Source organism: Halorubrum trapanicum (genome assembly GCF_017873555.1).
In the GTDB taxonomy this organism is placed as follows: domain Archaea; phylum Halobacteriota; class Halobacteria; order Halobacteriales; family Haloferacaceae; genus Halorubrum; species Halorubrum trapanicum.
This window is the reverse complement of sequence record NZ_JAGGKE010000006.1, coordinates 136,263-157,471: the sequence shown is the minus strand read 5'-3', so window position 1 is coordinate 157,471 and position 21,209 is coordinate 136,263. Positions and strand designations below refer to the sequence as shown.

At 70.4% G+C, this 21,209-nt stretch carries 22 protein-coding genes; 14 read left to right on the top strand and 8 right to left on the bottom strand.

The window, feature by feature from the left end; translation table 11 throughout:
* The first annotated feature begins 309 nt into the window (after positions 1-309).
* Together J2744_RS08745 and psmB are read left to right on the top strand one after the other, a co-directional pair.
* On the top strand, positions 310-486 hold the full coding sequence (locus J2744_RS08745; RefSeq protein WP_209546827.1) for a hypothetical protein: 177 nt from the start codon (positions 310-312) through the stop codon (positions 484-486).
* A 240-nt stretch (positions 487-726) separates the two neighbouring features.
* The gene (gene psmB, locus J2744_RS08740; RefSeq protein ID WP_209546824.1) at positions 727-1,458 is read left to right on the top strand and encodes an archaeal proteasome endopeptidase complex subunit beta; all 732 of its coding nucleotides are present in this window, start codon (positions 727-729) and stop codon (positions 1,456-1,458) included.
* Positions 1,459-1,554: 96 nt separating this feature from the next.
* On the opposite strand, the gene J2744_RS08735 is transcribed toward psmB, so the two are convergent.
* From J2744_RS08735 to J2744_RS08725, 3 genes are all read right to left on the bottom strand, one after another.
* Positions 1,555-2,295 carry a protein sorting system archaetidylserine synthase gene (locus J2744_RS08735; protein WP_209546822.1) on the bottom strand — a complete coding sequence of 247 codons (741 nt, stop codon included), beginning with the start codon at positions 2,293-2,295 and terminating at the stop codon, positions 1,555-1,557.
* A gap of 105 nt (positions 2,296-2,400) precedes the next feature.
* Positions 2,401-3,453: a Brp/Blh family beta-carotene 15,15'-dioxygenase gene (locus J2744_RS08730; RefSeq protein WP_209546819.1), complete on the bottom strand. Its 1,053-nt coding sequence runs from the start codon at positions 3,451-3,453 to the stop codon at positions 2,401-2,403.
* Positions 3,454-3,633: 180 nt separating this feature from the next.
* On the bottom strand, positions 3,634-4,014 hold the full coding sequence (locus tag J2744_RS08725; RefSeq protein ID WP_209546816.1) for a hypothetical protein: 381 nt from the start codon (positions 4,012-4,014) through the stop codon (positions 3,634-3,636).
* A gap of 178 nt (positions 4,015-4,192) precedes the next feature.
* On the opposite strand from J2744_RS08725, the gene J2744_RS08720 reads away from it, so the two are divergent.
* Positions 4,193-4,969: a bacteriorhodopsin gene (locus J2744_RS08720; protein ID WP_209546814.1), complete on the top strand. Its 777-nt coding sequence runs from the start codon at positions 4,193-4,195 to the stop codon at positions 4,967-4,969.
* 64 nt (positions 4,970-5,033) lie between these two features.
* On the top strand, positions 5,034-5,264 hold the full coding sequence (locus J2744_RS08715; protein WP_209546811.1) for a hypothetical protein: 231 nt from the start codon (positions 5,034-5,036) through the stop codon (positions 5,262-5,264).
* A 20-nt stretch (positions 5,265-5,284) separates the two neighbouring features.
* On the opposite strand, the gene J2744_RS08710 is transcribed toward J2744_RS08715, so the two are convergent.
* Positions 5,285-7,348, bottom strand: a complete 2,064-nt coding sequence (locus J2744_RS08710; RefSeq protein ID WP_209546808.1) for an AAA family ATPase — start codon at positions 7,346-7,348, stop codon at positions 5,285-5,287.
* 207 nt (positions 7,349-7,555) lie between these two features.
* On the opposite strand from J2744_RS08710, the gene J2744_RS08705 reads away from it, so the two are divergent.
* The 4 genes from J2744_RS08705 (at position 7,556) to J2744_RS08690 (ending at position 12,051) form a co-directional block, all read left to right on the top strand.
* Positions 7,556-9,559, top strand: coding sequence for a bacterio-opsin activator domain-containing protein (locus J2744_RS08705; RefSeq protein ID WP_209546805.1), 2,004 nt, complete (start codon positions 7,556-7,558; stop codon positions 9,557-9,559).
* A 31-nt stretch (positions 9,560-9,590) separates the two neighbouring features.
* Positions 9,591-10,091: an SRPBCC family protein gene (locus J2744_RS08700; protein WP_209546802.1), complete on the top strand. Its 501-nt coding sequence runs from the start codon at positions 9,591-9,593 to the stop codon at positions 10,089-10,091.
* Between the two features lie 116 nt (positions 10,092-10,207).
* The gene (locus J2744_RS08695; protein WP_209546799.1) at positions 10,208-11,347 is read left to right on the top strand and encodes an SPFH domain-containing protein; all 1,140 of its coding nucleotides are present in this window, start codon (positions 10,208-10,210) and stop codon (positions 11,345-11,347) included.
* Between the two features lie 92 nt (positions 11,348-11,439).
* On the top strand, positions 11,440-12,051 hold the full coding sequence (locus J2744_RS08690) for a winged helix-turn-helix transcriptional regulator (RefSeq protein WP_209546795.1): 612 nt from the start codon (positions 11,440-11,442) through the stop codon (positions 12,049-12,051).
* Between the two features lie 40 nt (positions 12,052-12,091).
* On the opposite strand, the gene J2744_RS08685 is transcribed toward J2744_RS08690, so the two are convergent.
* From J2744_RS08685 to J2744_RS08675, 3 genes are all read right to left on the bottom strand, one after another.
* The gene (locus J2744_RS08685; RefSeq protein ID WP_209546793.1) at positions 12,092-12,346 is read right to left on the bottom strand and encodes a DUF7123 family protein; all 255 of its coding nucleotides are present in this window, start codon (positions 12,344-12,346) and stop codon (positions 12,092-12,094) included.
* Positions 12,347-12,500: 154 nt separating this feature from the next.
* A complete protein-coding gene (locus tag J2744_RS08680; protein WP_209546791.1) occupies positions 12,501-13,088 on the bottom strand; it encodes a DUF84 family protein in 588 nt (195 codons plus the stop codon).
* A complete protein-coding gene (locus tag J2744_RS08675) occupies positions 13,085-13,885 on the bottom strand; it encodes a cobalamin-binding protein (RefSeq protein ID WP_209546787.1) in 801 nt (266 codons plus the stop codon). Before J2744_RS08675 ends, J2744_RS08680 begins: the two co-directional genes overlap by 4 nt.
* Before the next feature lie 280 nt (positions 13,886-14,165).
* Between J2744_RS08675 and J2744_RS08670 the strand changes: the two genes are divergently transcribed.
* The 5 genes from J2744_RS08670 (at position 14,166) to J2744_RS08650 (ending at position 18,748) form a co-directional block, all read left to right on the top strand.
* Positions 14,166-15,140, top strand: coding sequence for a transcription initiation factor IIB (locus tag J2744_RS08670; protein WP_006629799.1), 975 nt, complete (start codon positions 14,166-14,168; stop codon positions 15,138-15,140).
* 81 nt (positions 15,141-15,221) lie between these two features.
* Positions 15,222-15,929 (top strand): type I 3-dehydroquinate dehydratase, encoded by a 708-nt coding sequence (locus J2744_RS08665; RefSeq protein ID WP_209546785.1) that lies wholly within the window; start codon positions 15,222-15,224, stop codon positions 15,927-15,929.
* 567 nt (positions 15,930-16,496) lie between these two features.
* The gene (locus J2744_RS08660) at positions 16,497-17,483 is read left to right on the top strand and encodes a rhomboid family intramembrane serine protease (protein ID WP_209546779.1); all 987 of its coding nucleotides are present in this window, start codon (positions 16,497-16,499) and stop codon (positions 17,481-17,483) included.
* Positions 17,483-18,355: an endonuclease V gene (locus tag J2744_RS08655; RefSeq protein ID WP_209546776.1), complete on the top strand. Its 873-nt coding sequence runs from the start codon at positions 17,483-17,485 to the stop codon at positions 18,353-18,355. The genes J2744_RS08660 and J2744_RS08655 overlap by 1 nt, the downstream gene beginning before the upstream one ends.
* A 120-nt stretch (positions 18,356-18,475) precedes the next feature.
* The gene (locus J2744_RS08650; RefSeq protein ID WP_004596496.1) at positions 18,476-18,748 is read left to right on the top strand and encodes a DUF7385 family protein; all 273 of its coding nucleotides are present in this window, start codon (positions 18,476-18,478) and stop codon (positions 18,746-18,748) included.
* A 376-nt stretch (positions 18,749-19,124) separates the two neighbouring features.
* Here J2744_RS08650 and J2744_RS08645 read toward each other — a convergent pair whose 3' ends face one another.
* Positions 19,125-19,571, bottom strand: coding sequence for a universal stress protein (locus tag J2744_RS08645; RefSeq protein ID WP_209546773.1), 447 nt, complete (start codon positions 19,569-19,571; stop codon positions 19,125-19,127).
* 152 nt (positions 19,572-19,723) lie between these two features.
* On the opposite strand from J2744_RS08645, the gene J2744_RS08640 reads away from it, so the two are divergent.
* Positions 19,724-21,136: a GntP family permease gene (locus tag J2744_RS08640; protein ID WP_209546770.1), complete on the top strand. Its 1,413-nt coding sequence runs from the start codon at positions 19,724-19,726 to the stop codon at positions 21,134-21,136.
* Positions 21,137-21,209 lie beyond the last annotated feature (73 nt).

Below are 21,209 nucleotides of genomic sequence, written 5' to 3'. Positions count from 1 at the left end.
GGTCCGGCGCGGCGGAGGTCGGCCCGCCTCAGCGCGGCGGTCTCGGGTGCGCTTCGGTGCGCCCGACCGAGGGCAGGGGAGAGTCGCGGAGGGATCGATGCGAGGCGCACGAGCCGTCGTGGATTCTCATAAGTTATGTGGATAAACGCGGTCCGACCGGCTTGGGATACGCGTCGATCGCAGCGAGGCGAGATATATTTCAGAATCGTTAATTTAAGACAGAGAATCGCAGGACAGCGACGGCTTCGAAACGGCACCGGCCACGGAAGATATTTATATATCCCCGCGTTCGGCTCGGGCAGAAGTCCAATGTTCGACCGCATCCGAACGGCGGCCCTCTTCGGGCTGCACCAAGCGACCGTCGCCGTCGGCATCTCGCTGTTCCCGGTGGCCGTCTTCGCGCGCCGGCACCTCGGCGTCAACGTCCCCGTCGGCCGACTCGTCGAGACCACCACCGAGGCGTTCGAGACCGCCGACGAGGAGTGATCCGCCGACGAGGAGTGACCGACCGACCGTCGTAGCTGTTTTGCGCGGCCGACGAACGCCGAACCGACCCGGAGCGACGGCGTTGCCGCGACCTCGGTCCCTCCGTCGCTGCCCGCCTTCGACACCGCGTACCCCGCCGCAGTCGGCGGGTCGCGGCCCGGCGACGGATAGGCCCGTCGGAACCGGTCGGCGGCCCCCGAAGGGTTGCCTTTATCTGCGCGCCGGGCGAACGAGCGTGTAATGCGAACACCGACTGGCGACCTCTCAGACGGGCCGGCTGCGGACCTGGGCCGCGACCAGCCCGTCTTCGGACCGGAGCTCGGCGAGTTCGAACACAGCGAGCGCCGCGCCGCGAAGGCGGAGGGCGACGGCGAGATGAAGACCGGGACCACGACCGTCGGCATCAAGGCCGAGGACGGCGTCGTGATGGCGACCGACATGCGCGCCTCCCTCGGCGGCATGGTCTCCTCGAAGGACGTCCAGAAGGTCGAGGAGATCCACCCGCGCGGCGCTTTGACCATCGCCGGCTCCGTCTCGGCGGCGCAGAACCTCATCTCGACGCTCCGCGCCGAGACGAGCCTCTACGAGGCCCGCCGCGGCAAGGACATGTCGATGGAGGCGCTGTCGACGCTGACCGGGAACCTCCTCCGCTCGGGCGCGTTCTACATCGTCCAGCCGATCCTGGGCGGCGTCGACGACGAGGGCTCGCACATCTACTCCATCGACGCCCTCGGCGGCACGACCGAGGAGGAGTACACCGTCACCGGCTCCGGGTCGCAGTACGCGCTCGGCGTCCTCGAACAGGAGTACGACGACGACGTCACCATCGACGAGGCGAAGAACATCGCCGCGAAGGCGATCCAGTCCGCCGTCGAGCGCGACCTCGCGTCCGGTAACGGAATCAACGTCGCCGTCGTCACCGACGAGGGCGTCGACATCACCCGGTACAAGGAGTTCGACGACCTGCTGTAAGGCCCCTCGGGCCGTCGACGGGACACCGTCGATCGATTCTCACCGCGATTTTTCGACCGACCGCTACCGGCGGGTCCGGGCTTCGTTTCTCCCGCGTCACCGCCGCAGGCCCGGCGGTGCGCGGATCCCGTCGCCCCAGTAGAAGCGCGGGCCGAGCAGGAGGTAGCCGCACGAGAGGAACAGCAGCGCGAACGCGAACCCCTCGCCGATCCACGCGGGGAGCGCGCCCGTCGCCATGTGGCCGGCGGGGGTGAGTATCACCGCCGCCTGGACGACGCCCATCACGAGCGCGTCCTGCGCGTGGAGGTCCGGATACGTGACCGTCGACCCCATGAGCAGCGCGAACGCCGCCGTCGCCGCGACGAGGAGGAGCGGGGCGGTGTAGCCGGCGATGACGGCGGCCGCGAGCACCGTCGCCGCCAGCGTGGTTGGGACGCCGACCGTCTCGCGAGACCCGTCCTCGTCGGCGGTGTAGAGTCCGAGCCGGGCGACCGCGGCGGCGACGAACAGCGCTCCCGCGCCGATTCCGGCGGCGACGAGCGCGGGGTCGGTCGCGAGCGAGCGCCCATCGCCCACGACCGCGGCGACGAGTGCGGCGGGCGCGACTCCGAAGGAGGCCACGTCCGCCAGCGAGTCGAGGTACGGACCGGCGGGCGTCGAGCCGCGGTGGCGGGCGACGACGCCGTCGAGTCCGTCCGCGACGGCGGCGAGGAGGATCAGCCGGGCCGCGAGCGCGACGTCGACCGTCGCGGCGACGACGGCGAGGAAGCCGACGGCGGCGTTGGCCACGGTCACCGCGTCCGCGAGCCCGAGCCGCCGAGCGAACCGCAGAGCCATACCGTATCGGTCGACGAGACGGGTTTTAGGGCTTGTTATCTCGTCGACCGCGAGCGGGCCGTCCGTTCCGCGGCGGGCGCGCCGCGGTCGCGTCCGCGCCCGCCGTCAGGGAACGTGCCAGATGCCGCGCCCGAAGTCGAGCCACTCCCCGACCACGACGTGCGGGAGCGCGATGACGCAGACGAAGATGGTGTAGAAGGCGACGGCGCCGGAGAGGAGCGACCCGCCGGCCAGCGGGTTCGGAGCGACGGTCCACAGGGTGACGGCGACTGTCGCCGTGGCCAGCGCGCCGACGACGAGGACGCCCCACGCGACGACGAGCGAGACGCCCTCGGTCCGGCTGGGGCGCTCGCGCTCGACGACCATGCTCCGGGCCGACTGGCGCAGCGAGTACCACAGCGGGAAGTACAGCCCGATCGCGACGACCACGGGCACGAGCGCGAAGTACGCGACGAGCAGCAGCGTCTCCGCGGCGTCGAGGAGCCACGACCGACCGATCCCGCCGGTCGCGCGCCAGCTGGTCGCGAGCCCGCCGCCGAGGTGCGCGAGTACTGCGATGCCGTACCCGGCGCCGAGCGCCGTGGTGAACGCCTCCGGCGACGAGGCGGCGGGACCAGCCAGCCGCCCGTCGAAGACGCCGAGCATGATGCCGGTGAAGCCGTAGAAGGTGTCCGTCCAGAAGACGGCGGGGACGACCATCACGGCCCCGCCGCGGACCAGAGCGGCGAGCGCCCGCTGGGGCCGGGTCGGCAGGTGATCGGTGCCGACCAAGGCGTCCATCACGCGCAGGTCGCCGTGACCCCCCTTCGCGACCGCCGTCCCGAACGCGAGCGCCAGCGCGGGCAGCGGCGCGACGACGAACAGGGTCACGAACGCCGCGACGAAGCCGACGTACAGCCCCACGTACCGCGCGCCGAACGGGAGTCCCCGCCGGCGGAGGTTCGAGAAGTGTTCGTACCCCCCGTGCGGGAGGTTCAGCGCGACCATCCCGACGAGGTACGCGATCATCTGCGTTCGGAGCGACACGTCGGTGCCGACCGCGGACAGCGCCCCGAAACCGACCGCGAGCAGGAGCAACGCCGCGCGCGACGCACCGATGGCCGTCCGCTCCGGTTCACCGAGTAGCCGCTGTACCGGACTCGCCGTCGACGTCGACATACCGGTACGTACGGCCCTCAGGGGGTTAGGGCCTCGTCGTCATTATTCGGGCTTTTATAGTCGTGTTCCGCGCCGCGGCGGCGGTGTCCCGGGGAACGCCGCTCGGTCGAGGAGGCGGTCCGGACGGCGAGCGGTCCGGAACTACGGGGCGCTTCGAGGAGGCGTCTCGGATCGACCCGGTCAGTACGTGTGGATCACTTCGCCGCAGCGCGTACACTCGATCGTGTCCGACCGGAAGAGCCGTTCCTTCTTTTCCGTGGGACCGTTACACTCGGGGCAGACGCCGAGGTTCCGGCCGTCGGCGACCCGCGCGGACAGGTCCAGAAACTGGTTTTCGAGCGTGTCGATCTGTTCCGACTGCTCCTCGACGACCGACCGGAGCTCCTCGATCGTCTCGTCGCGCTCCTCGACCGCGGCCGACAGCTCCTCGATGCGCTGCTCGTACGCGTCGATCGCCTCCACGTCGATGGTGACGTCGTCGGTCGCCTCCGCCTCCGTCTCCCGTTCCGCGGTGGTCTCGACGGTCGATTCCGCTTCCGCCTCGGTGTCGTCGTCGGCCATGTGAGATCCCTGGTGCCCCAGTCCCATTACTTTCGGGCCGACAACGTTTCCCCCGAAGGAGGCTGCGACGCCGGCGGCGACGGTCGAGGCGCTTCCGTAAGCGAGCGTCCGGCGACGGCGATACCTGACTGGGTTGGCATCGATCTCAATAGAATATATACTGTATCATGATGTGGGTATGGATCCGATAGCGCTAACGGCGGGATACGACCTGCTCGGGGACGGACGCCCCGAGACGCTGTGGTTGGGTATCGGAACGCTACTGATGCTCCTCGGGACCTTCTACTTCATCGCCCGCGGCTGGGGCGTGACGGACAAGGAGGCCCGTGAGTACTACGCGATTACGATCCTCGTGCCGGGGATCGCGTCGGCGGCGTACCTGTCGATGTTCTTCGGCATCGGCCTGACGGAGGTCCAGGTCGGCGGCGAGATGCTCGACATCTACTACGCGCGGTACGCGGACTGGCTGTTCACCACGCCGCTGCTGCTGCTCGACCTCGCGCTGCTCGCGAAGGTCGACCGCGTGACCATCGGGACGCTCGTCGGCGTCGACGCGCTGATGATCGTCACCGGTCTCGTCGGCGCGCTCTCGCACACGGCGGTCGCGCGGTACTCCTGGTGGCTGTTCAGCACGATCTGCATGATCGTCGTGCTGTACTTCCTCGCCACGAGCCTCCGCAGCGCGGCGAAGCAGCGCTCGGCCGACGTCCAGAGCACGTTCAACACGTTGACCGCGCTGGTGTTGGTCCTCTGGACGGCCTACCCGATCCTGTGGATCATCGGCACTGAGGGTGCCGGCGTCGTCGGTCTCGGCATCGAGACCCTCCTGTTCATGGTTCTCGACGTGACGGCCAAGGTCGGCTTCGGCTTCATCCTGCTCCGCAGCCGCGCCATCCTCGGCGACACCGGGGCGCCGGAGCCGTCCGCCGGCGCCGAGGCCTCCGCCGCGGACTGATCGGGTACTCCACCCGACGCAGCGAACAGCACGGTTCAAACCGTTCCACCCCTCATTTTTCGACATGACCGAAACCACCACCGAACGGCCGCCAGTACTGAACACGCGGGCCGTCGTCGGGCTGAGCGCGTGCGCCGCGATCGCGCTCGTCGGAATCTTCCTGATCCCGACGCTACAGGAACCGAGCGGCGGACTCAACGTGCGATTCTGGACGATGGCGGCGCTCGAACTGATCGCCATGGGCGGCGTCGTCTACTTCGTTCTCAACCTCCACGAGGAGCCGAACGAGAGGTGAGAGCGGGCGACGGGTGTCGCCTACTCGTCCGGAAGACCGGCGTCGTCGCGGCCGTCACGGGTCGAGGGCGAGGTCTCGGCGAGGGCGCGCTCGAAGTGGTCGCGCCCGACCGTCGGCTCGACCGGCGGCCCGTCGTCGACGATCGCGTCCTCGATCGCGAGCAGCCCGGCCTCCCGGACCAGCGCCGCGAGGTCGCCGCCGCTGTACCCGCCGGTGCGGTCGGCGAGCGAGTCGAAGTCGACGCCGGACGCGACCGGGGTCTCCCGCGCGTGAATCCCGAGAATCTCGCGGCGCGCGTCGCGGTCCGGGAGCGGCGTCTCGACCATCTTCTCGATCCGACCCGGCCGGAGCAGCGCCTCGTCGATGCTGTCCGGGCGGTTCGTCGCCGCGATCACCACGACGTCGGTCAGCGGCTCCAGCCCGTCGAGTTCGGTCAGCAGCTGTGACACGACGCGCTCGCCGGCGCCCGTGTCGTCGCCGCGGCGCTTCGGCGAAACGGCGTCGACCTCGTCGAAGAAGACCACCGCCGGCGCGTTCTCGCGCGCCGTGGCGAACAGGTCGCGGACCGCCTGCTCGCTCGCGCCGACGTACTTGTCGAGCAGCTCCGGTCCGTTCACCGGGATGAAGTTCGCGTCGCTGAGGCTCGCCGCGGCCCGCGCGAGCAGCGTCTTCCCGGTCCCCGGCGGCCCGTACAGCAGCACGCCGGACGGGGGGTCGATCCCCAGCTCCGCGAAGCGGTCGGCGTACTCCAGCGGCCAGTACACCGCGCGCACCAGCTCGCGTTTCGCTTCCTCCAGCCCGCCGACCTCGTCCCAGCCGACCGCGGGGAACTCGACCGTGACCTCCCGGAGCCCGGTCGGCTCGACGTCGTCGAGCGCGGCGTCGAAGTCGGCCATCCGGATCGCGGTCCGGCCGTCGCGCCGGACCGCCCGCTCCAGCGCCGCGTCCGCGAGGACGGCCAGATCGGCGAACACGTAGCCGTTGAGCCGCGAGGCGACCGACTCGAAGTCGACGTCCATCGCGAGCGGCGCGCCCTCGCAGAGCGTTTCGAGCGCGTCCCGCCGCTCCGCGGGCGTCAGCGGTTCGACCCCGATCTCGCGGTCGAACCGCCCGCCGCGGCGCAGCGCCGACGGCACGCCGCTCGGGTCGGTCGTCGCGCCGATCACGACGGTTCGGTCCCCGGCGCGGAGTTCGTCGATCGTCGCCCGGAACCGGTCGGCCAGCGCGGACCCGCCCCCGTCGTCGGTCCCGAGCGCCTCGAGGTCGTCGAGGAGGACGACGGTCGCTTCGCTCTCCTGAACGGTCTCGACGACGCGGTCGAGCCGGTCCGCCCGGTCGCCGGCCCGCTCGCCCCGAATCCGGGCCGCTGAGGCGCGGACGAGCGTCGCGCCGGTCGCGGCCGCGACGGTCTCGACGAGCGTCGTCTTCCCCGACCCGCGCGGCCCGTGGAGGAGCAGTCCCAGCGTCGGGTACCCAGCCGACTCGAACGTGTCGGCGGCGTCGAACCGGGTCGCGACCGCGTCGCGGAGGCGCTCGAACGTCGCCGTCGAAACGAACTCGTCGCCGGCGCCGCCCGGGTGTTCGGCGACGACGGCCGGTTTCCCGTCGTCGGCCGCGACGGTGATCTCGGTCTCGTCGCCGACGACGGCGGGCGACGAGGGGGTCACGTCCCGCACGGCGAACCGGAGCGTGAGGGCGCCGCCGAGGCGGGTGACATCGAACTCGTCGCCGACGGCCACGACGCGTCGGTCGAGCCGGCGACGGATGGCGTCCTCGCTCCGCGCCAGATCGACCGACTGGCGGAGTCGCAGCGTGACCGACGACGCGACCGGGAGGTCCGAGACCGCCACGGTCGCGACCTCGCCCGGCTCGACGCCGGCGGTCCGGCGGAGTCGCTCCGGGAGGAAGACGGCCCGCTCACCGTCGTCGACCGCGACGACCGGGGCGACGACGCGGTGCGCGTCCTCGACGGCGACCGAGTCGCCGAGACCGACCCCGAGGTCCGCGAGGAGGGACTCGGGGAGACCGACGCGGTCCCCGGGGACCGACGTGGGCGGCTCCCGGACCGGGACGCGCACGCTCATCGTTCGTCGCTCCGGTCGCGGGACGCCTCTCCGGCGACGATCGTCGGCAGCATACGTCGATCGCGACGCGTAGCGATCACAAAGGAATCATGCCTAACTGGACACCGTCGGCGTCCGGTGCCCCTCGTTCGCGGCGAGCGAGGGACCCCGCTCTACCTCCTCGGAATACTGGCAACCATTAACTCGTATTGATACGAAAGGGAGCGTATGGCGAACGCTCGGACTCTGCTCGTCCATCCGGACGAGGGAAGCGATCGGATCCGGTCGGCGCTCGACGCCGCGGGGTTCGACGTGACGCGCACGGAGACCGCGGCGTCCGCGGTCGCGAAGGCGACGACGGGCGAGTACGACTGCGTCGTCAGCGAGTACGCGCTGGCCGGCGACGACGGCATCGCGTTGGCGACCGCGATCGAGGAGGCCGACGCCGGCGTGCCGGTCGTGATGTTCACCGAGACGGACGAGGAGGGCCTTTCGGAGGCGGCTTTCGAGAGCGGCGTCGACCGGTTCCTCCGGAAGAACGGGTCGGCGTCGATCGAGCGGCTCGTCGCCGACGTCTCCGCGGTCGCCTCGGGGACGACCGCCGCGGAGCCGCGACAGGACGTCTCCGACCACGAGCCGTCCGCGCCGGAAGTGAGGCGGGCCGTCGAGGACGCGCCGATCGGGATCAGCATCAGCGACCCGGACCTCCCGGACTACCCGCTCGTGTACGTCAACGGCGCGTGGGAGGAACACACCGGCTACCCGGTCGAGGAGGCTCTCGGGCGGAACCCCCGGTTCCTCCAAGGGCCGGGGACGGACCCGGAGACCGTCGAGGAGGTCGCGGAGGCGATCGGAAACGAGGAGCAGGTGACCGTCGAGATCCGCAACTACCGGCGCGACGGAACCCCCTTCTGGAACGAGCTGACGGTGGCCCCCGTCTACGACGAGGAGGGGGATCTGGCCCACTACGTCGGGTTCCAGAACGACGTCAGCGAGCGGAAGGAGGCGGAGCGGCTCGCCGAGGAGCGGGCGAAGAAGCTCGCGACGGAGCGCCGGGCGCTCGACAGGCTCCTCGGTCGGGTGAACGGTCTCCTCAGCGAGATCAGCCGGATCCTCGTCGAGAACTGGGACCCCGAGGTCATCCCGGAGCGCGTCTGCGAGGTCGTCGCCGACGAGCCGGGGTACGCCGGCGCGTGGATCGGGGAGGTCTCCTCGGCGACCGGGCGCTTCGAGATCAGCGCCGCGAGCGGGGTGCGGGTCGAGCCGGGAACGACGCTCGACGTCGAGGAGACGCCGGCCGAGGTCCGGGAGGCGATCGAGACGGAGGAGCTTCAGGGCGGGTCGATAGAGGGGGGCGACGGCGGCCTGCTCTCGCCGGAGTCCGCCGGCGGGACGCAGCTGCTCGTCGTCCCGCTCACGTACGGGAAGCGCCGGTACGGGGTGTTGGGTATCTACGGGAACGGCGCGAACGTCCTCGACCGCCGGGAGCGGAAGGTGTGCGAGTCGGTCGGCAAGATGATCGCCAACGGTCTCCACTCGGTCGAGACGACGCGGATCCTCACCACCGACCGCGTCTGCGAGATCGTCGTGGAGATCCGCGATCCGGCGTCGTCGCTCACGCGGATCGCCGACGCGGTCGGCGAGGAGGTCGAGCACCTCGGGACGACGCGGCTCGACGACGACGCCGGCGAGCTGTACTTCCGAGTCGACGGCGGCAACGTGGACCTCGGCGAGCTGCCGGAACTGCCGCTCGTCGAGTCGGTGCGGCCGGTCTCGGAGACGAACGACGGCGTCAGCTTCGCCGTCACCGTCACCGAGTCGCCGCCGCTCGCGCGGCTGGCCGACCACGGCGGCGTCGTCACGGAGGCGACCGCCACGGCGGACGCGGCGACGCTGACGATCGAGGCGCCGCCCGAGCGCGACGTCCGGTCGATCCTCGACGTGTTCCGCGACGAGTACGACGGCGTCGAACTCCGGTCGCGCGTCGAGCGCGAGAGCCGCGACCGCACCGTCGCGGAGTTCGCGGCGGCGGTCGACGAGCGGCTCACCGAGCGGCAGCGCGCGGCGCTGAAAACCGCCGAGCTGAACGGCTACTTCGAGTGGCCGCGGCCGGTCGACGGCTCGGAGATCGCGGAGCGGATGGGGATCACCCGGCAGACGTTCCACCAGCACCTCCGCGCGGCCGAGCGGAAGCTGGTCGAGGCGTACGTCGACCCCCGGTCGAGCGGATGACTCCGGAGGCGGCGACGGGGCGTCGAGACCCATGAGCGACGGCGCGTCGGACCGGGGCGACGCGGCCGACGACTCGTCCGCGGCGGGCGACGACCCGTTCGCCGCGAGCGACGCCATCGCCGTCGCGGCCGATCCCGAGACCGTGTTCGGGTTCCTCGACGATCCCGCGAACCACGCGGCGATCACGCCCGGACTCACGGACGTGCGAGACGTCGAGCCGCTGGGGAACGGCGGCAAGCGCCTCTCGTATGTCTACCGGATGGCGGGAGTCGAGATCGACGGCGAGATCGTCCAGACCGTCCACGAGCCGCCCGAGCGCCACGTCTTCGAACTCCGCGGGACGCTCACCGGAACGATCGACCTCCGGCTCGCGCCCGTCGACGGCGGGACGGAGCTGACGTACGCCGCGACGTACGACCTGCCGGAGAACGCGCTCACGAGGGTCGGCGCGCCCGTGATCCGCCGGTTCAACGAGCGACAGCTCCGGGCGGCCTTAGAGAACGTCGCGGCGAGGTTCGGCGGGGACCGGTAGCGGTCGGCGAGTCCGCCGGCGGCGGCGTCAGATCGGGCGCGCCGACCGAAGGACGGCGAGACGATTCGGGGTCCGGCGGGCGAACTATTAAGCGTACGATGGTCTAAACGAAGGGCATGGATCCGATCACCCTCCAATCCGGACTCGGCTTCGGGCTCGTGAGCGTCGGACTGCTCGCGCTCCTGCTCGTAGTCGTCACGCTCTGGCAGTCGTTCGAGATCGTCGACGCCTACGAGAAGAAGACGCTCACCGTCTTCGGCGAGTACCGCAAGCTGCTCGAACCGGGTATCAACCTCATTCCGCCGTTCGTCTCGCGGACGTACCCGTTCGACATGCGGACGCAGACGCTGGACGTGCCCCGGCAGGAAGCGATCACCCGCGACAACTCCCCGGTGACCGCGGACGCGGTCGTCTACATCAAGGTGATGGACGCCAAGAAGGCGTTCCTGGAGGTCGACGACTACAAGAAGGCCGTCTCGAACCTCGCCCAGACCACCCTCCGCGCCGTCCTCGGCGACATGGAACTCGACGACACGCTGAACAAGCGCCAGGAGATCAACGCGAAGATCCGCAAGGAGCTGGACGAACCCACCGACGAGTGGGGGATCCGCGTCGAGAGCGTCGAGGTCCGCGAGGTCAACCCCTCGAAGGACGTCCAGCAGGCGATGGAGCAGCAGACCTCCGCCGAGCGCCGCCGGCGCGCGATGATCCTCGAAGCGCAGGGGGAACGCCGCTCCGCGGTCGAGCAGGCGGAAGGTGACAAGCAGTCCAACATCATCCGCGCGCAGGGTGAAAAGCAGTCCCAGATCCTCGAAGCGCAGGGTGACGCCATCTCGACGGTCCTCCGCGCGCGCTCCGCGGAATCGATGGGCGAGCGCGCCATCATCGAGCGCGGCATGGAGACCCTCGAAGAGATCGGCAAGGGCGAGTCCACCACGTTCGTCCTCCCGCAGGAGCTGACGAGCCTCGTCGGCCGCTACGGCAAGGCCCTCTCCGGCTCCGACGTCCAGGAGATGGAGGGACTCGACGGGAAGGAGTTCGACGACGACACGCGGAAGATGCTCGGACTCGACGACATCGACGAGATCCTCGGCCAGATCGAGGAGTCCGCGGAGATGAACGTCGAGGAGCTGGAGAAGGAGGCCGAGGCCGTGAAGGCTGGCGACGCCGGCGCGAGCATCAGGTCCGCCGACGAGGTCATCCAGGAAATGGACGACGAGGAGGCGGCGGACGCCGAAGTCGAGAAAGAGGAGTAGAGCGGTACGAAACGCCGTCGAGGCGGCGGAATATCCTCTGTGAACCGGTCCCCGAGCGAAGTGTTTTTGTCGAGGCGTCGACTAATACGGCCGTGACAGAGGGGTTCGACGGCCGAAAGCGCGAGACGCTCCGGCGGTTCGCCGCGGTCGGAGCCGCCGCGCCGTTCGTCGGGACCGCGAGCGCCGACGACGGCGACGGCGACGAAAACGAGACGCGGGAGGCGATCCGCGGCTACGTGCCGACGACCCCCGGCGCGCACTTCTCGAAGCTCCGCGACGACCTCCGGCTCGGGACCGGCGAGGCGCAGTACCACCTCCGGAAGCTCGAAGCGGCGGGAACGGTCGAGTCGGTGAAAGACGCCGACTACCGGCGGTTCTTCCCGGCTGGCCGGTTCGACGAGACCGACAAGCGGGCGCTCGGCTACCTCCGCCGGGAGACGCCCCGGGGGATGATCCTCGCGCTGTTGCGCGACCCGGACGCCACCGGGGCGGACTTGGCGAGCGCGCTCGACGTCTCCCGGCCGACGATAAGCGCAGCGGCCGCGGACCTGGAGAGCGCCGGCCTGCTGGACCGGACCGACGGCTACGCGCTGACCGAGCCGGAGCGGCTGCTCACGCTCGTCGTCCGGTACGCGGACTCCTTCGACGCCGAGGCGGTCGCGCTCGCCGACGACGCCGCGTCGCTCGTGGCGTACGATCCCTAATTCCGCGCTCTGAGGCGTATTTTAGGCGCTGAGTCGGAGTTCAGGCCGTGACCATCCACGTCGTGCCCGACGAGTAGCCCCACTTCTCGACGTCGACCTCGGTGGCCGCGTCGGCGACCGCGCCCATATTCGCGCCGACCTCCTTCGCCGAGAGGTCGAGGTCGTCGGCGATCAGCCGCGACTTGAAGTACGTCCGGTCGGCGGCGTTCTCGCGGAGGTACCGCAGGATGCGCGCCTGTTTCGCGGAGAGACCGGTCGATTCGGCCGCGACCGCGTCCGGCTGGGCAGTGCTCATACGCGTATCAGGTCGGCGCCCCGCATAAGGCGGTTGGTAGACGGAGTTAACACGGCGCAGTCTTGCGGTTTCCCCGACATCGAAGGGAGAGATCCGCGCCCCACCGTCGCGTTTAGGTACGGTCTTCGAACCGCGTCGACGGCCCGAGGCGGGGTCAGTACAGCTTCGAGACGAACGGCCCGAGCGCACCGCTCACGGCGGCCGCGAGCGCCTCGGCGCGGTCGACGCGGCCGTTCGTGAGCGCGCCCGCCGCGCCGCCGCGCGTCGCGACGCCGTCGGTCCCGAGGCGGTCGTCCATCACGGGACCGAGTTCCGCCCCGTCGTCGATACGGGCGGCGACGTCCGCCGGGAGCGCGAGGCTCGGTCCCGCGGCGCGGCCGACGCGGTCACCGTCCGTCACCGCCGCCCACATGATCAGGTACCGACCGTCGGTCCCGTCGAACTCGGCGACGCCCCCCTCGACGCCGACGCCGAGGTCGTACCCCGCCCGCCCGACCGTCGCGGCGTCGCCGTCTCTCGGTTCCGCTTCGAGGACCGCAGCGGCGCGGTTCTCCGCGCCCGCGACCGTCTCCGCGTGGCCCGTCGGCTGCTCGCTCACGCCGGAGTCGACGGGCACCGAATCGACCGCGACGCCGGTCGGGTCGCCGGGGAGGTCGTCGTCCGCCGCCGATCCGAGCGCCAGTTCGACCGCGCGCCGCTTCACCGGGTTCCCGCTGCCGACGCCGACTCGCAGGGTCGTCATGTTCGGGCGTCGTCGCCGCCGGCCGAAAACGCCTCGGGATGGAGCAAGCGCGCCAGGCGCTCGACGCCGTCGAGGAGCGCGGGGCTCGGCTGGTTGAGCAGGTCGTCGTCGATCACGCTCACGGGGGCGTCGACCTCCCAGTCGCGTCCGGCGACGGTTTCGGGGTCGACGCGGTCGCCGTGCCCGCAGATGTGAACGACGACGTGATCGAGGTCGACCCGCTCGACGTCCGCGGGGTCGACCTCGCGGGAGCGCTCGCCCGGATCGACGAAGGGGTAGCGGCCGCCCGCGGCGCGCACCGCGTCGGGAACCCAGTTGCCGGCCGCCATCGGGGGGTCGGACCACTCCTCGCAGTACACCGTCGGCCGCTGGCGGTCGGCGACCGTCTCGGCGATCCGATCGAGTCGGTCGCGCGCGTCGGTCGCGAGTCGCTCGCCGGCCTCGGGCCGCCCCACGTCGCTCCCGCGGGCGGCGAACCCGTCGACGGCGTCGTCGAGGGTCGACGGCTCGCGGTGTGCGACGTCGAGGCCGCGCTCGCGGCAGGCGTCGGCGAGGTCGCTCTGGAGCGCGTCGCTTGTGAGGACGACGTCGGGTTCGAGGGCGGCGACGCGGTCGAGGTCGGGGTTCAGCCAGCCGCCGACGACGGTCGGTGAATCGGTCCCGTGCGCGGACGGGGCGGCCGCGTCTTCCGGGCGGTCGCAGTGGGCGGTGACGCCGACGAGGCGGTCTGCCGCGTCGAGCGCGGCGACCGTCGCGGTCGCGCTCGGGGCGAGCGAGACGACGCGGGGCGCGGACATGGCCTTCGATCCGGCCGCGGCCCTGTCAACGGTTTCGGTCTTGGCGAGCGCCGGAGAGGGGCGGACGGAGTCGAGCGGGATCGACCGGGCGGTCGGTCGAGTGCGGTCGGGCGGGATAGACCGGGCGTCACGGGCGATCGGAGATCGGCAAAAACGCGTGATAGATCGTGTCCTTTCGTCGGGATTCGAGCGACACGTTCCGGTCGTTTTAAGTTGTGTTCCGTCGACGGTAAACTAAGATCGCTCTCGGGCAGTTTCAGTTTCCGGGGGCAACCGAGCTATGAGTGAACGACTACACACACGGGGGAGTCGCTCCCGAACGGAGACGAACGAGGAAGAATCGGAAGACACCGACGAGACGCTGAGCTGCCCGGAGTGCGGGGGTCACGTCATCAACGACGAGGAGCACGGCGAGACGGTCTGCAGCGACTGCGGGCTGGTCGTCGAGGCCGACTCGGTCGACCGCGGGCCGGAGTGGCGCGCGTTCGACTCCCGCGAGAAGGACGAGAAGAGCCGCGTCGGCGCCCCGACCACGAACACGATGCACGACAAGGGGCTCTCGACGAACATCGACTGGCGCGACAAGGACGCGTACGGCCGGTCGCTCGGCGCGCGCCAGCGCCAGAAGATGCAGCGGCTCCGCAAGTGGAACGAGCGGTTCCGCACCCGCGACTCCAAGGAGCGCAACCTCAAGCAGGCGCTCGGCGAGATCGACCGCATGGCGTCGGCGCAGGGCCTCCCGGACAACGTCCGCGAGACCGCCTCCGTCATCTACCGCCGCGCACTCGACGAGGACCTCCTCCCCGGCCGCTCCATCGAGGGCGTCTCCACCTCCTGCGTGTACGCCGCCGCCCGGATGGCCGGCGTCCCGCGCAGCCTCGACGAGATCGCCGACGTCTCCCGCGTCGAGAAGGCCGAGATCGCCCGGACGTACCGGTACGTCGTCCGCGAGCTGAAGCTGGAAGTGAAGCCGGCCGACCCCGAGCAGTACGTCCCGCGGTTCGCCTCCGACCTCGAACTGAGCGAGGAGTCCGAGATGCGCGCGAAGAGCCTCCTGCGCAACGCCAAGGAGAAGGGCGTCCACTCGGGCAAGTCGCCGGTGGGTCTCGCCGCGGCCGCCGTCTACGCTGCCGCGCTCCTCACCAACGAGAAGACGACGCAGGCCGCGGTCTCGGAGGTCGCCGACATCAGCGAGGTCACCATCCGGAACCGCTACCACGAGCTGCTCGAGGCCGAGGACGGTCTCGTCGCGTAAGCCGACCGCTTCTGCCGCCCGCGCGCTTCCGTTTCCGCCCGGACGCACACAGCTAAGTCCCCGGCCGCGGAACGCCCGGGCATGTTCGAGGAGTTCGTCCTCGCGGCGAGCACGGCCGACCTCACCGAGGAGCCGCGCGCCCGCAAGCACGCCGACGCGGTGGAGTTCCGGATGGACCTCGCGGACTCCCCGCTCGACCAGCTGGCGAGCTACGACGGCGACCTCCCGCTCGTCGTCACGAACCGGGCGTCGTGGGAGGGCGGCGAGGCGGAGGGACTCGGCCGCTACGACGCACTCTCGGACGCGGTCGGTCGCGACGCCGTCGCCGCGGTCGACGTCGAACTCGCCGCGCTGCGCGGGACGCACCCGGACCCGGCCGAGGCGTCGCACGCGACCGCGCTGCGCGACGCCGCGCGCGAGGCGGGCGTCGAGGTGATCGCGTCGGTCCACGACTTCGAGTCCACCCCGGAGCCGGCCGCGCTCGTCGACCTGCTCGCCGACGCCGCGAGCGAGGGCGACGCGGGGAAGCTGGCGACGACCGCGACCGCGCCGGCCGACGCGCTCGCGATGATCGAGGCGACCCACGAGGCGACCGCCGCCGGCCACCGCGTCGCGACGATGTGTATGGGCGAGCCGGGACGGCACACCAGAGCGGTCACGCCCCTCTACGGCTCGAAGATCGGCTACGCGCCCGTCGACCCCGCGAACGCGACCGCGCCCGGTCAGTACCCGCTCGCGACGCTCAGAGACCTCGTGGACGGGCTGCGGGAGGGCGGAGCGGACGAGTGACTGATCATTTATAAGTAGATAGCCGGACCTGCGGCGACCGTTTATAAACAGATGCGGTGCGGTGGCGTGTGCCGACGAGCGGCCGGAGCGAAGCGGAGGCCGCGAGTCGCACGCGCGAGGGAGTCAGTCGCCCGAAGCGAAGCGAGGGCGACTGACGAGGCTGGGGAGGCGTGAGGCTGCGGTTGCTGTGCTGGGCGGGACTCAAAGGGGCAGCCGCGAGGACGAAGACGGGCGACGCAAGGACCGCAGGAGCGAACGGAGTGAGCGACGAGGACCGCAGCGAGCCCATCGAGTCCTCGCGGCTGGGGCTTTGGCGGTGTTCGTATCGATCGGAGATCTACGAGATCTATTGTCGTACGGCCGAGCGGCTGGGGCTTTGGCGGTGTTCGTATCGATCGGAGATCTACGAGATCTATCGTCGTACGGCCGAGCGGCTGGGGCTTTGGAAGTGCACGCCGCTGTGCTGTCAGATAGCGTTTATAAACAATCATCACGGCCGCCGTCCGTCGCACGAGAAACCACGTATAGAGCCAAACCGCTTTACGACCGCCCCCGTAACACACGCCAATGGCGACGTGCGACGTGTGCGGGGAGTACGAGAACCTCCCGTACCAGTGTAAGCGGTGCGGCCAGACGTTCTGTGCCGAACACCGACTGCCCGAGAACCACGACTGCCCGGGCCTCGCCGAGTGGGACGACCCCGGCGGCGTCTTCGACAGCGGCTTCGACGAGAGCGTCGAGGGCGGGTCGACGGGCGGCACCGGCGGCCGAGCCGGGGGCGCGTCCGCGGGGGTCGTCGGCCGGTTCAAACGTCGGGTCGACCGCGCGAGCGGGACCGGGGGGATCATGGGATACTTCAGAAACAACGCGACCTACGCCATCCTGCTGGCGATCTGGGTCACGTTCGTCGCCCAGTGGGTCGCGCTGTTCGTCGGAGGGGAGGCGCTCCACGACCAGCTGTTCGTCCTCCAGCCGGACGCGCTCGCCAACGTCTGGACGTGGGTGACGTCGGTGTTCTCGCACGCACCCGGAGTGCTGTTCCACATCGTCGGCAACAGCATCGTCATCCTGTTCTTCGGTCCCCTCGTCGAGCGCGCGGTGGGGTCGAAGCGGTTCGTCGCGTTCTTCGTCCTGTCGGGAATGATCGCCGGCCTCGGCCACGTCCTGTTCGGGATCGCGACCGGCGCACCCCCCGTCGGCGTGCTGGGCGCCAGCGGCGCCGGCTTCGCAATCTTAGGCGTCCTCACCGTCTGGCGGCCGAACATGCAGGTGCTGCTGTTCTTCGTGATTCCGATGAAGATCAAGTACCTCACGTGGGGGATCGCGCTCGTCTCGGCGGTCCTCGTCGTCCAGAGCCTCCAGGCCGGCGGGGGCGGGAGCGCCGGCAACATCGCGCACCTCGCGCACCTGATCGGCTTCGCCATCGGGCTGGCGTTCGGGAAGCGCAACGAGGGGCTGGCGCGCTCCACGGGCGGCGCGGGCGGCGTCTCGATGGGCGGCGCGCGCGGCCCGCGCGGTCCCGGCGGGCCGGGCGGTCCCGGCGGACGGTTCTGATGGACCTCGCGCGACCCGATCTCCGACCGGATCCGTCGCTGTCGCGCGCAGAGATGGAGGCCCTCCAGCGCGAGATCGCGGCGGCCGCGACGTTCGAAGACGACCACGGTCTCGACCCGGCCGCCGTCGCGGTCGAGGAGGTCGCCTCGCTCGCCGACGGACTCCCGCCGGCGCGCGACGAGGCGCAGGCGCGGCTGGGGACCGGCGACGACGAGCGCAGCGCCGACACGACGCCCGATCCGGACGCCCCGACCGTCGTCGGCGTCGACCAGGCGTTCCTCACCGACCGCGGGGAGGACCGGCCCGACGCGGCCGTCTCGGCCGCGGTCGCGCTCCGGGGCGGGCGCGTGATCGAGTACGCGAGCGCGACGACGTCGCTGTCGATCCCCTACATCCCCGGCCTGCTCGCGTTCCGGGAGGGGGAACCGATCCTCGCCGCGCTCGACGCGCTCGACGCCGACCCAGACCTGCTGATCTGCGACGGCTCCGGCCGGATCCACTTCCGGGAGGCGGGGCTGGCGACCCACGTCGGCGTCCTCCGCGACGTGCCGAGCGTCGGCGTCGCGAAGAGCCTCCTCTGTGGCGACCCCGACGAGGTGACCGACGAGCGCCCCGAAGGCTGGCGGACGCCGATCCGCGCCGACGACGCGGTGACGACCGCCGAGGCGGGCACCGTCATCGGCCACGCGTTCCAGTCGCGCCAGTACCCGAACAGCAGGCGGGTGAACCCGCTGTACGTGAGCCCCGGCCATCGGCTGTCGGCGGAGACCGCCGTCGACCTCGTCGCGGCGCTTTGCGCGGGCTACAAGCTCCCCGAGCCGACGCGGCTCGCGGACGCGTACGCCGATACGGTGAAACGGGACGCGGACTGAGCGCGACGATGGGTGAGCACGTCGCGGACTGAGACGCGGGTCGGCGGCGCGGCGTCGTACCTGTGTCATCAGTTGCCACGGGCAGTCGGTTTTTAGACGATCGGCCGTAAACGCGATCGCATGGGAGACGACGACGCGGAGAGTCCGATGTCCGCCGAGGAGTTCCGGTCGCTGACCGACGGGCTGGTGCGCCAGAGTTCGGGCGGCGGGACGACCGTCTACAAGAACGCGGCGGGCGTCGGCTGCCCGAACCCCGACTGCGACCGCGGCGTCTTCCAGACGCTGTTCGTCAGCGACCACGGCTGGCAGCAGATCGGCGCGACCCGGGACGGGATCGACCTCTGTCTGGTCAACACGGAGTCGAAGCGGCTCGTCTTCATCCACGACGAGTGAGGCGGGCGGTGGTGAGTTGAGCCGTCTGCGAGCAGCGGGCCAAGCGACGGCGAGTCGGACCGGCTGGTGAGACCCCTTTGGGGAGTCGCACGTCAGCGGCGTCTGCCGATCGCTCTCCCAGTCAGCGCCGAGGATGCTGCGGACGCGCTCTTCATGACGGTCACGTCCCTCGTCGGCTTTCTCATCGGCGGGGTCGTCGGTTCTCGCCGTCGGCCTGTTCGCCGGCGACGCGTACTTCGATCCCACGAGTCGTATCGGCGATCCGGAAGCGGCCGTCAACGGGGTCACCCGAGAGCGAGACGAGATCCGCGAGCGCGTCACGGAGTTAGAAGACGACCGATCGGTCGGCGATCGGCCGTGATCGCCCCCGCTCCGGTCAGGCGGTCACGACGGTGACCGGGCCGTCGAACTCGAGGAGCACGCGCTGAGTGGGGTCCCCGAACAGCGCCTTGCCCGTGGGAGACCGGTCGCGGCCCGCGAGAAACACGTGATCGCAGTCGTGTTCCTCGGCCGCGTCCAGCAACACCGCGCCCTTCTCGCCGACGTAGCCCGCCGTCTCGTACGCCACGTCGACGTCGGCGAGGGCGTCCGCGGCGAAGTCGCGGGCGAACTTCGCCGCCCCCTCGCTGGCGTCGTCCGTGGAGTACGTCTCCGCCCCGCTCGGCATCGACGCCATCGCCTGTCGGCGGGCGGTGTACTCCTCTTCGGTCGTGACGTGGACGACGACCACCTCGGCGTCGACGCCCGCGGCGAGGGTCCCGGCCTCCCGCGCGAACTCCTTCGTTCCGTCAGTCGGTTCGATCGCGACGAGCGCACGTTCCATGGGTGGTGAGAGCCGTCCCGCCGGTTTAGTGCCACCGGATGGCGGCAATTCGGTGCCCGCTCGATCAAAATTAATCTGTCATGAAAGATATTGGTTTTAATTATTTATCATATATAATTTTTTAACCCCGGAGTAAGCAAGTCCCGAGTTGTATGGGACCGATACCGTTGCAGGCTGTCGAATTCTCGCATAGCCCGCTGTTGACGTTCGTCGTGGGGTTGCTCGTGGTGGTCGCGCTGCTCGTGTGGCTCGACTTCCCGGCGTTCATCGGCCTCGTCATCGCGGGGTTCACGGTGGGGCTCGTCAACGCCGTGTTCGTTCCCGACTTCACGTCGACGATGGCCGCCACCGAGGTCGCCGGTGCGTTCGGTGACAACATGGCGGGGATCGGCATCCCGATCCTGATGGCGGCGGTCATCGGGAAGGCGATGCTCGAAAGCGGGGCCGCACAGCGCGTCGTCCGCGGGTTCCAGAACGTGCTCGGCGAGTCGAACTCCGATATCGCGCTGCTCGGGAGCAGTTCCGTGCTGGCGATCCCGGTCTTCTTCGACAGCGTGTTCTACCTGATGGCGCCGCTCGCCCGGTCGATGCGCGCTCGCGTCGGCCGCGACTACACGCTGTTCATCGTCACGGTCGGCACGGGCGCGGCCGCCGCGCACGTGTTCGTTCCCCCGACCCCCGGGCCGCTCGCCGTCGCCGCGGAGGTCGGTAGCGACCTCGGGATGACCATTCTCATCGGCATCATCACCGCCATCCCGGCGGTGCTCATCGCCGGTCTCGGCTACGGCCGCTGGATCAACGCGCGCCTCGACATCCCGCTGCGGGACACCATGTCGACGACGACGGAAGAACTCGAAGCGGTCGCCGAGCGGCCGACCAGCGAACTTCCCGGTATCCTCGAGTCGCTCGCGCCGATCATCGTCGCGGTCGCGCTCATCGGGTCGGCCACCGCGGTCGACACGTTCCAGCAGTGGTTCCCGGTACTCGCGACGCTGGAACCGATCGTCGGCTTCCTCGGCGACAAGAACGTCGCGCTGATGTTCGCCGCGGTCGTCGCGTCGATCTCCTTCTACCGCCACGACGATCTGATGCAAAGCGAGTGGAGCGACGAGCTCACCGAGGCGCTGAAAAGCGGCGGGAACATCGCCGCGATCACCGCCGCCGGTGGCGCGTTCGGCGCGCTGCTGGCCGCCTCCGGGATCGGCGATTACATCGCCGGATCGCTCCAGGAGGTCGGGATCCCGCTACTGGTGACGGCGTGGCTCATCGCGGCGGTCGTCCGCATCGCGCAGGGGTCCGCGACCGCCGCGATGTTGACCGCGGCGGGGATCATGGCCCCTCTCGTCGGCCAGCTCTCCGTTCACCCCGCGTACCTCGTCATGGTCATCGGGGCGGGCGGAAACATCTGCTCGTGGTACAACGACTCCGGCTTCTGGCTCGTCAAGGAGATCGGCGGGCTCACGCAGGAGGAGACCCTGAAGACCTGGACCGTCCTGACCACCCTCATCGCGGTGTCGGGGCTGGTGACGACGCTCGTCTTCTCGTCGGTGTTCCCGTTCGCGTAGACGGCGCAGTCCCGTCGGTGTGACCGTCGCACCGCGGCGGCTTCTCGCATCGGTTCACTACTGGTTCCCGCCC

Bases quoted from the DNA above. Each gene is read 5' to 3' on its own strand.
- J2744_RS08720 (WP_209546814.1), top strand. From the start codon at position 4,193: ATGGATCCGATAGCGCTAACGGCGGGATACGACCTGCTCGGGGACGGA.
- J2744_RS08695 (WP_209546799.1), top strand. From the start codon at position 10,208: ATGGATCCGATCACCCTCCAATCCGGACTCGGCTTCGGGCTCGTGAGC.
- J2744_RS08640 (WP_209546770.1), top strand. From the start codon at position 19,724: ATGGGACCGATACCGTTGCAGGCTGTCGAATTCTCGCATAGCCCGCTG.
- J2744_RS08685 (WP_209546793.1), bottom strand. From the start codon at position 12,346: ATGAGCACTGCCCAGCCGGACGCGGTCGCGGCCGAATCGACCGGTCTC.
- J2744_RS08705 (WP_209546805.1), top strand. From the start codon at position 7,556: ATGGCGAACGCTCGGACTCTGCTCGTCCATCCGGACGAGGGAAGCGAT.
- J2744_RS08675 (WP_209546787.1), bottom strand. From the start codon at position 13,885: ATGTCCGCGCCCCGCGTCGTCTCGCTCGCCCCGAGCGCGACCGCGACG.
- J2744_RS08735 (WP_209546822.1), bottom strand. From the start codon at position 2,295: ATGGCTCTGCGGTTCGCTCGGCGGCTCGGGCTCGCGGACGCGGTGACC.
- J2744_RS08725 (WP_209546816.1), bottom strand. From the start codon at position 4,014: ATGGCCGACGACGACACCGAGGCGGAAGCGGAATCGACCGTCGAGACC.
- J2744_RS08700 (WP_209546802.1), top strand. From the start codon at position 9,591: ATGAGCGACGGCGCGTCGGACCGGGGCGACGCGGCCGACGACTCGTCC.
- psmB (WP_209546824.1), top strand. From the start codon at position 727: ATGCGAACACCGACTGGCGACCTCTCAGACGGGCCGGCTGCGGACCTG.
- J2744_RS08660 (WP_209546779.1), top strand. From the start codon at position 16,497: ATGGCGACGTGCGACGTGTGCGGGGAGTACGAGAACCTCCCGTACCAG.
- J2744_RS08670 (WP_006629799.1), top strand. From the start codon at position 14,166: ATGAGTGAACGACTACACACACGGGGGAGTCGCTCCCGAACGGAGACG.
- J2744_RS08730 (WP_209546819.1), bottom strand. From the start codon at position 3,453: ATGTCGACGTCGACGGCGAGTCCGGTACAGCGGCTACTCGGTGAACCG.
- J2744_RS08710 (WP_209546808.1), bottom strand. From the start codon at position 7,348: ATGAGCGTGCGCGTCCCGGTCCGGGAGCCGCCCACGTCGGTCCCCGGG.
- J2744_RS08655 (WP_209546776.1), top strand. From the start codon at position 17,483: ATGGACCTCGCGCGACCCGATCTCCGACCGGATCCGTCGCTGTCGCGC.
- J2744_RS08745 (WP_209546827.1), top strand. From the start codon at position 310: ATGTTCGACCGCATCCGAACGGCGGCCCTCTTCGGGCTGCACCAAGCG.
- J2744_RS08650 (WP_004596496.1), top strand. From the start codon at position 18,476: ATGGGAGACGACGACGCGGAGAGTCCGATGTCCGCCGAGGAGTTCCGG.
- J2744_RS08665 (WP_209546785.1), top strand. From the start codon at position 15,222: ATGTTCGAGGAGTTCGTCCTCGCGGCGAGCACGGCCGACCTCACCGAG.
- J2744_RS08680 (WP_209546791.1), bottom strand. From the start codon at position 13,088: ATGACGACCCTGCGAGTCGGCGTCGGCAGCGGGAACCCGGTGAAGCGG.
- J2744_RS08645 (WP_209546773.1), bottom strand. From the start codon at position 19,571: ATGGAACGTGCGCTCGTCGCGATCGAACCGACTGACGGAACGAAGGAG.
- J2744_RS08715 (WP_209546811.1), top strand. From the start codon at position 5,034: ATGACCGAAACCACCACCGAACGGCCGCCAGTACTGAACACGCGGGCC.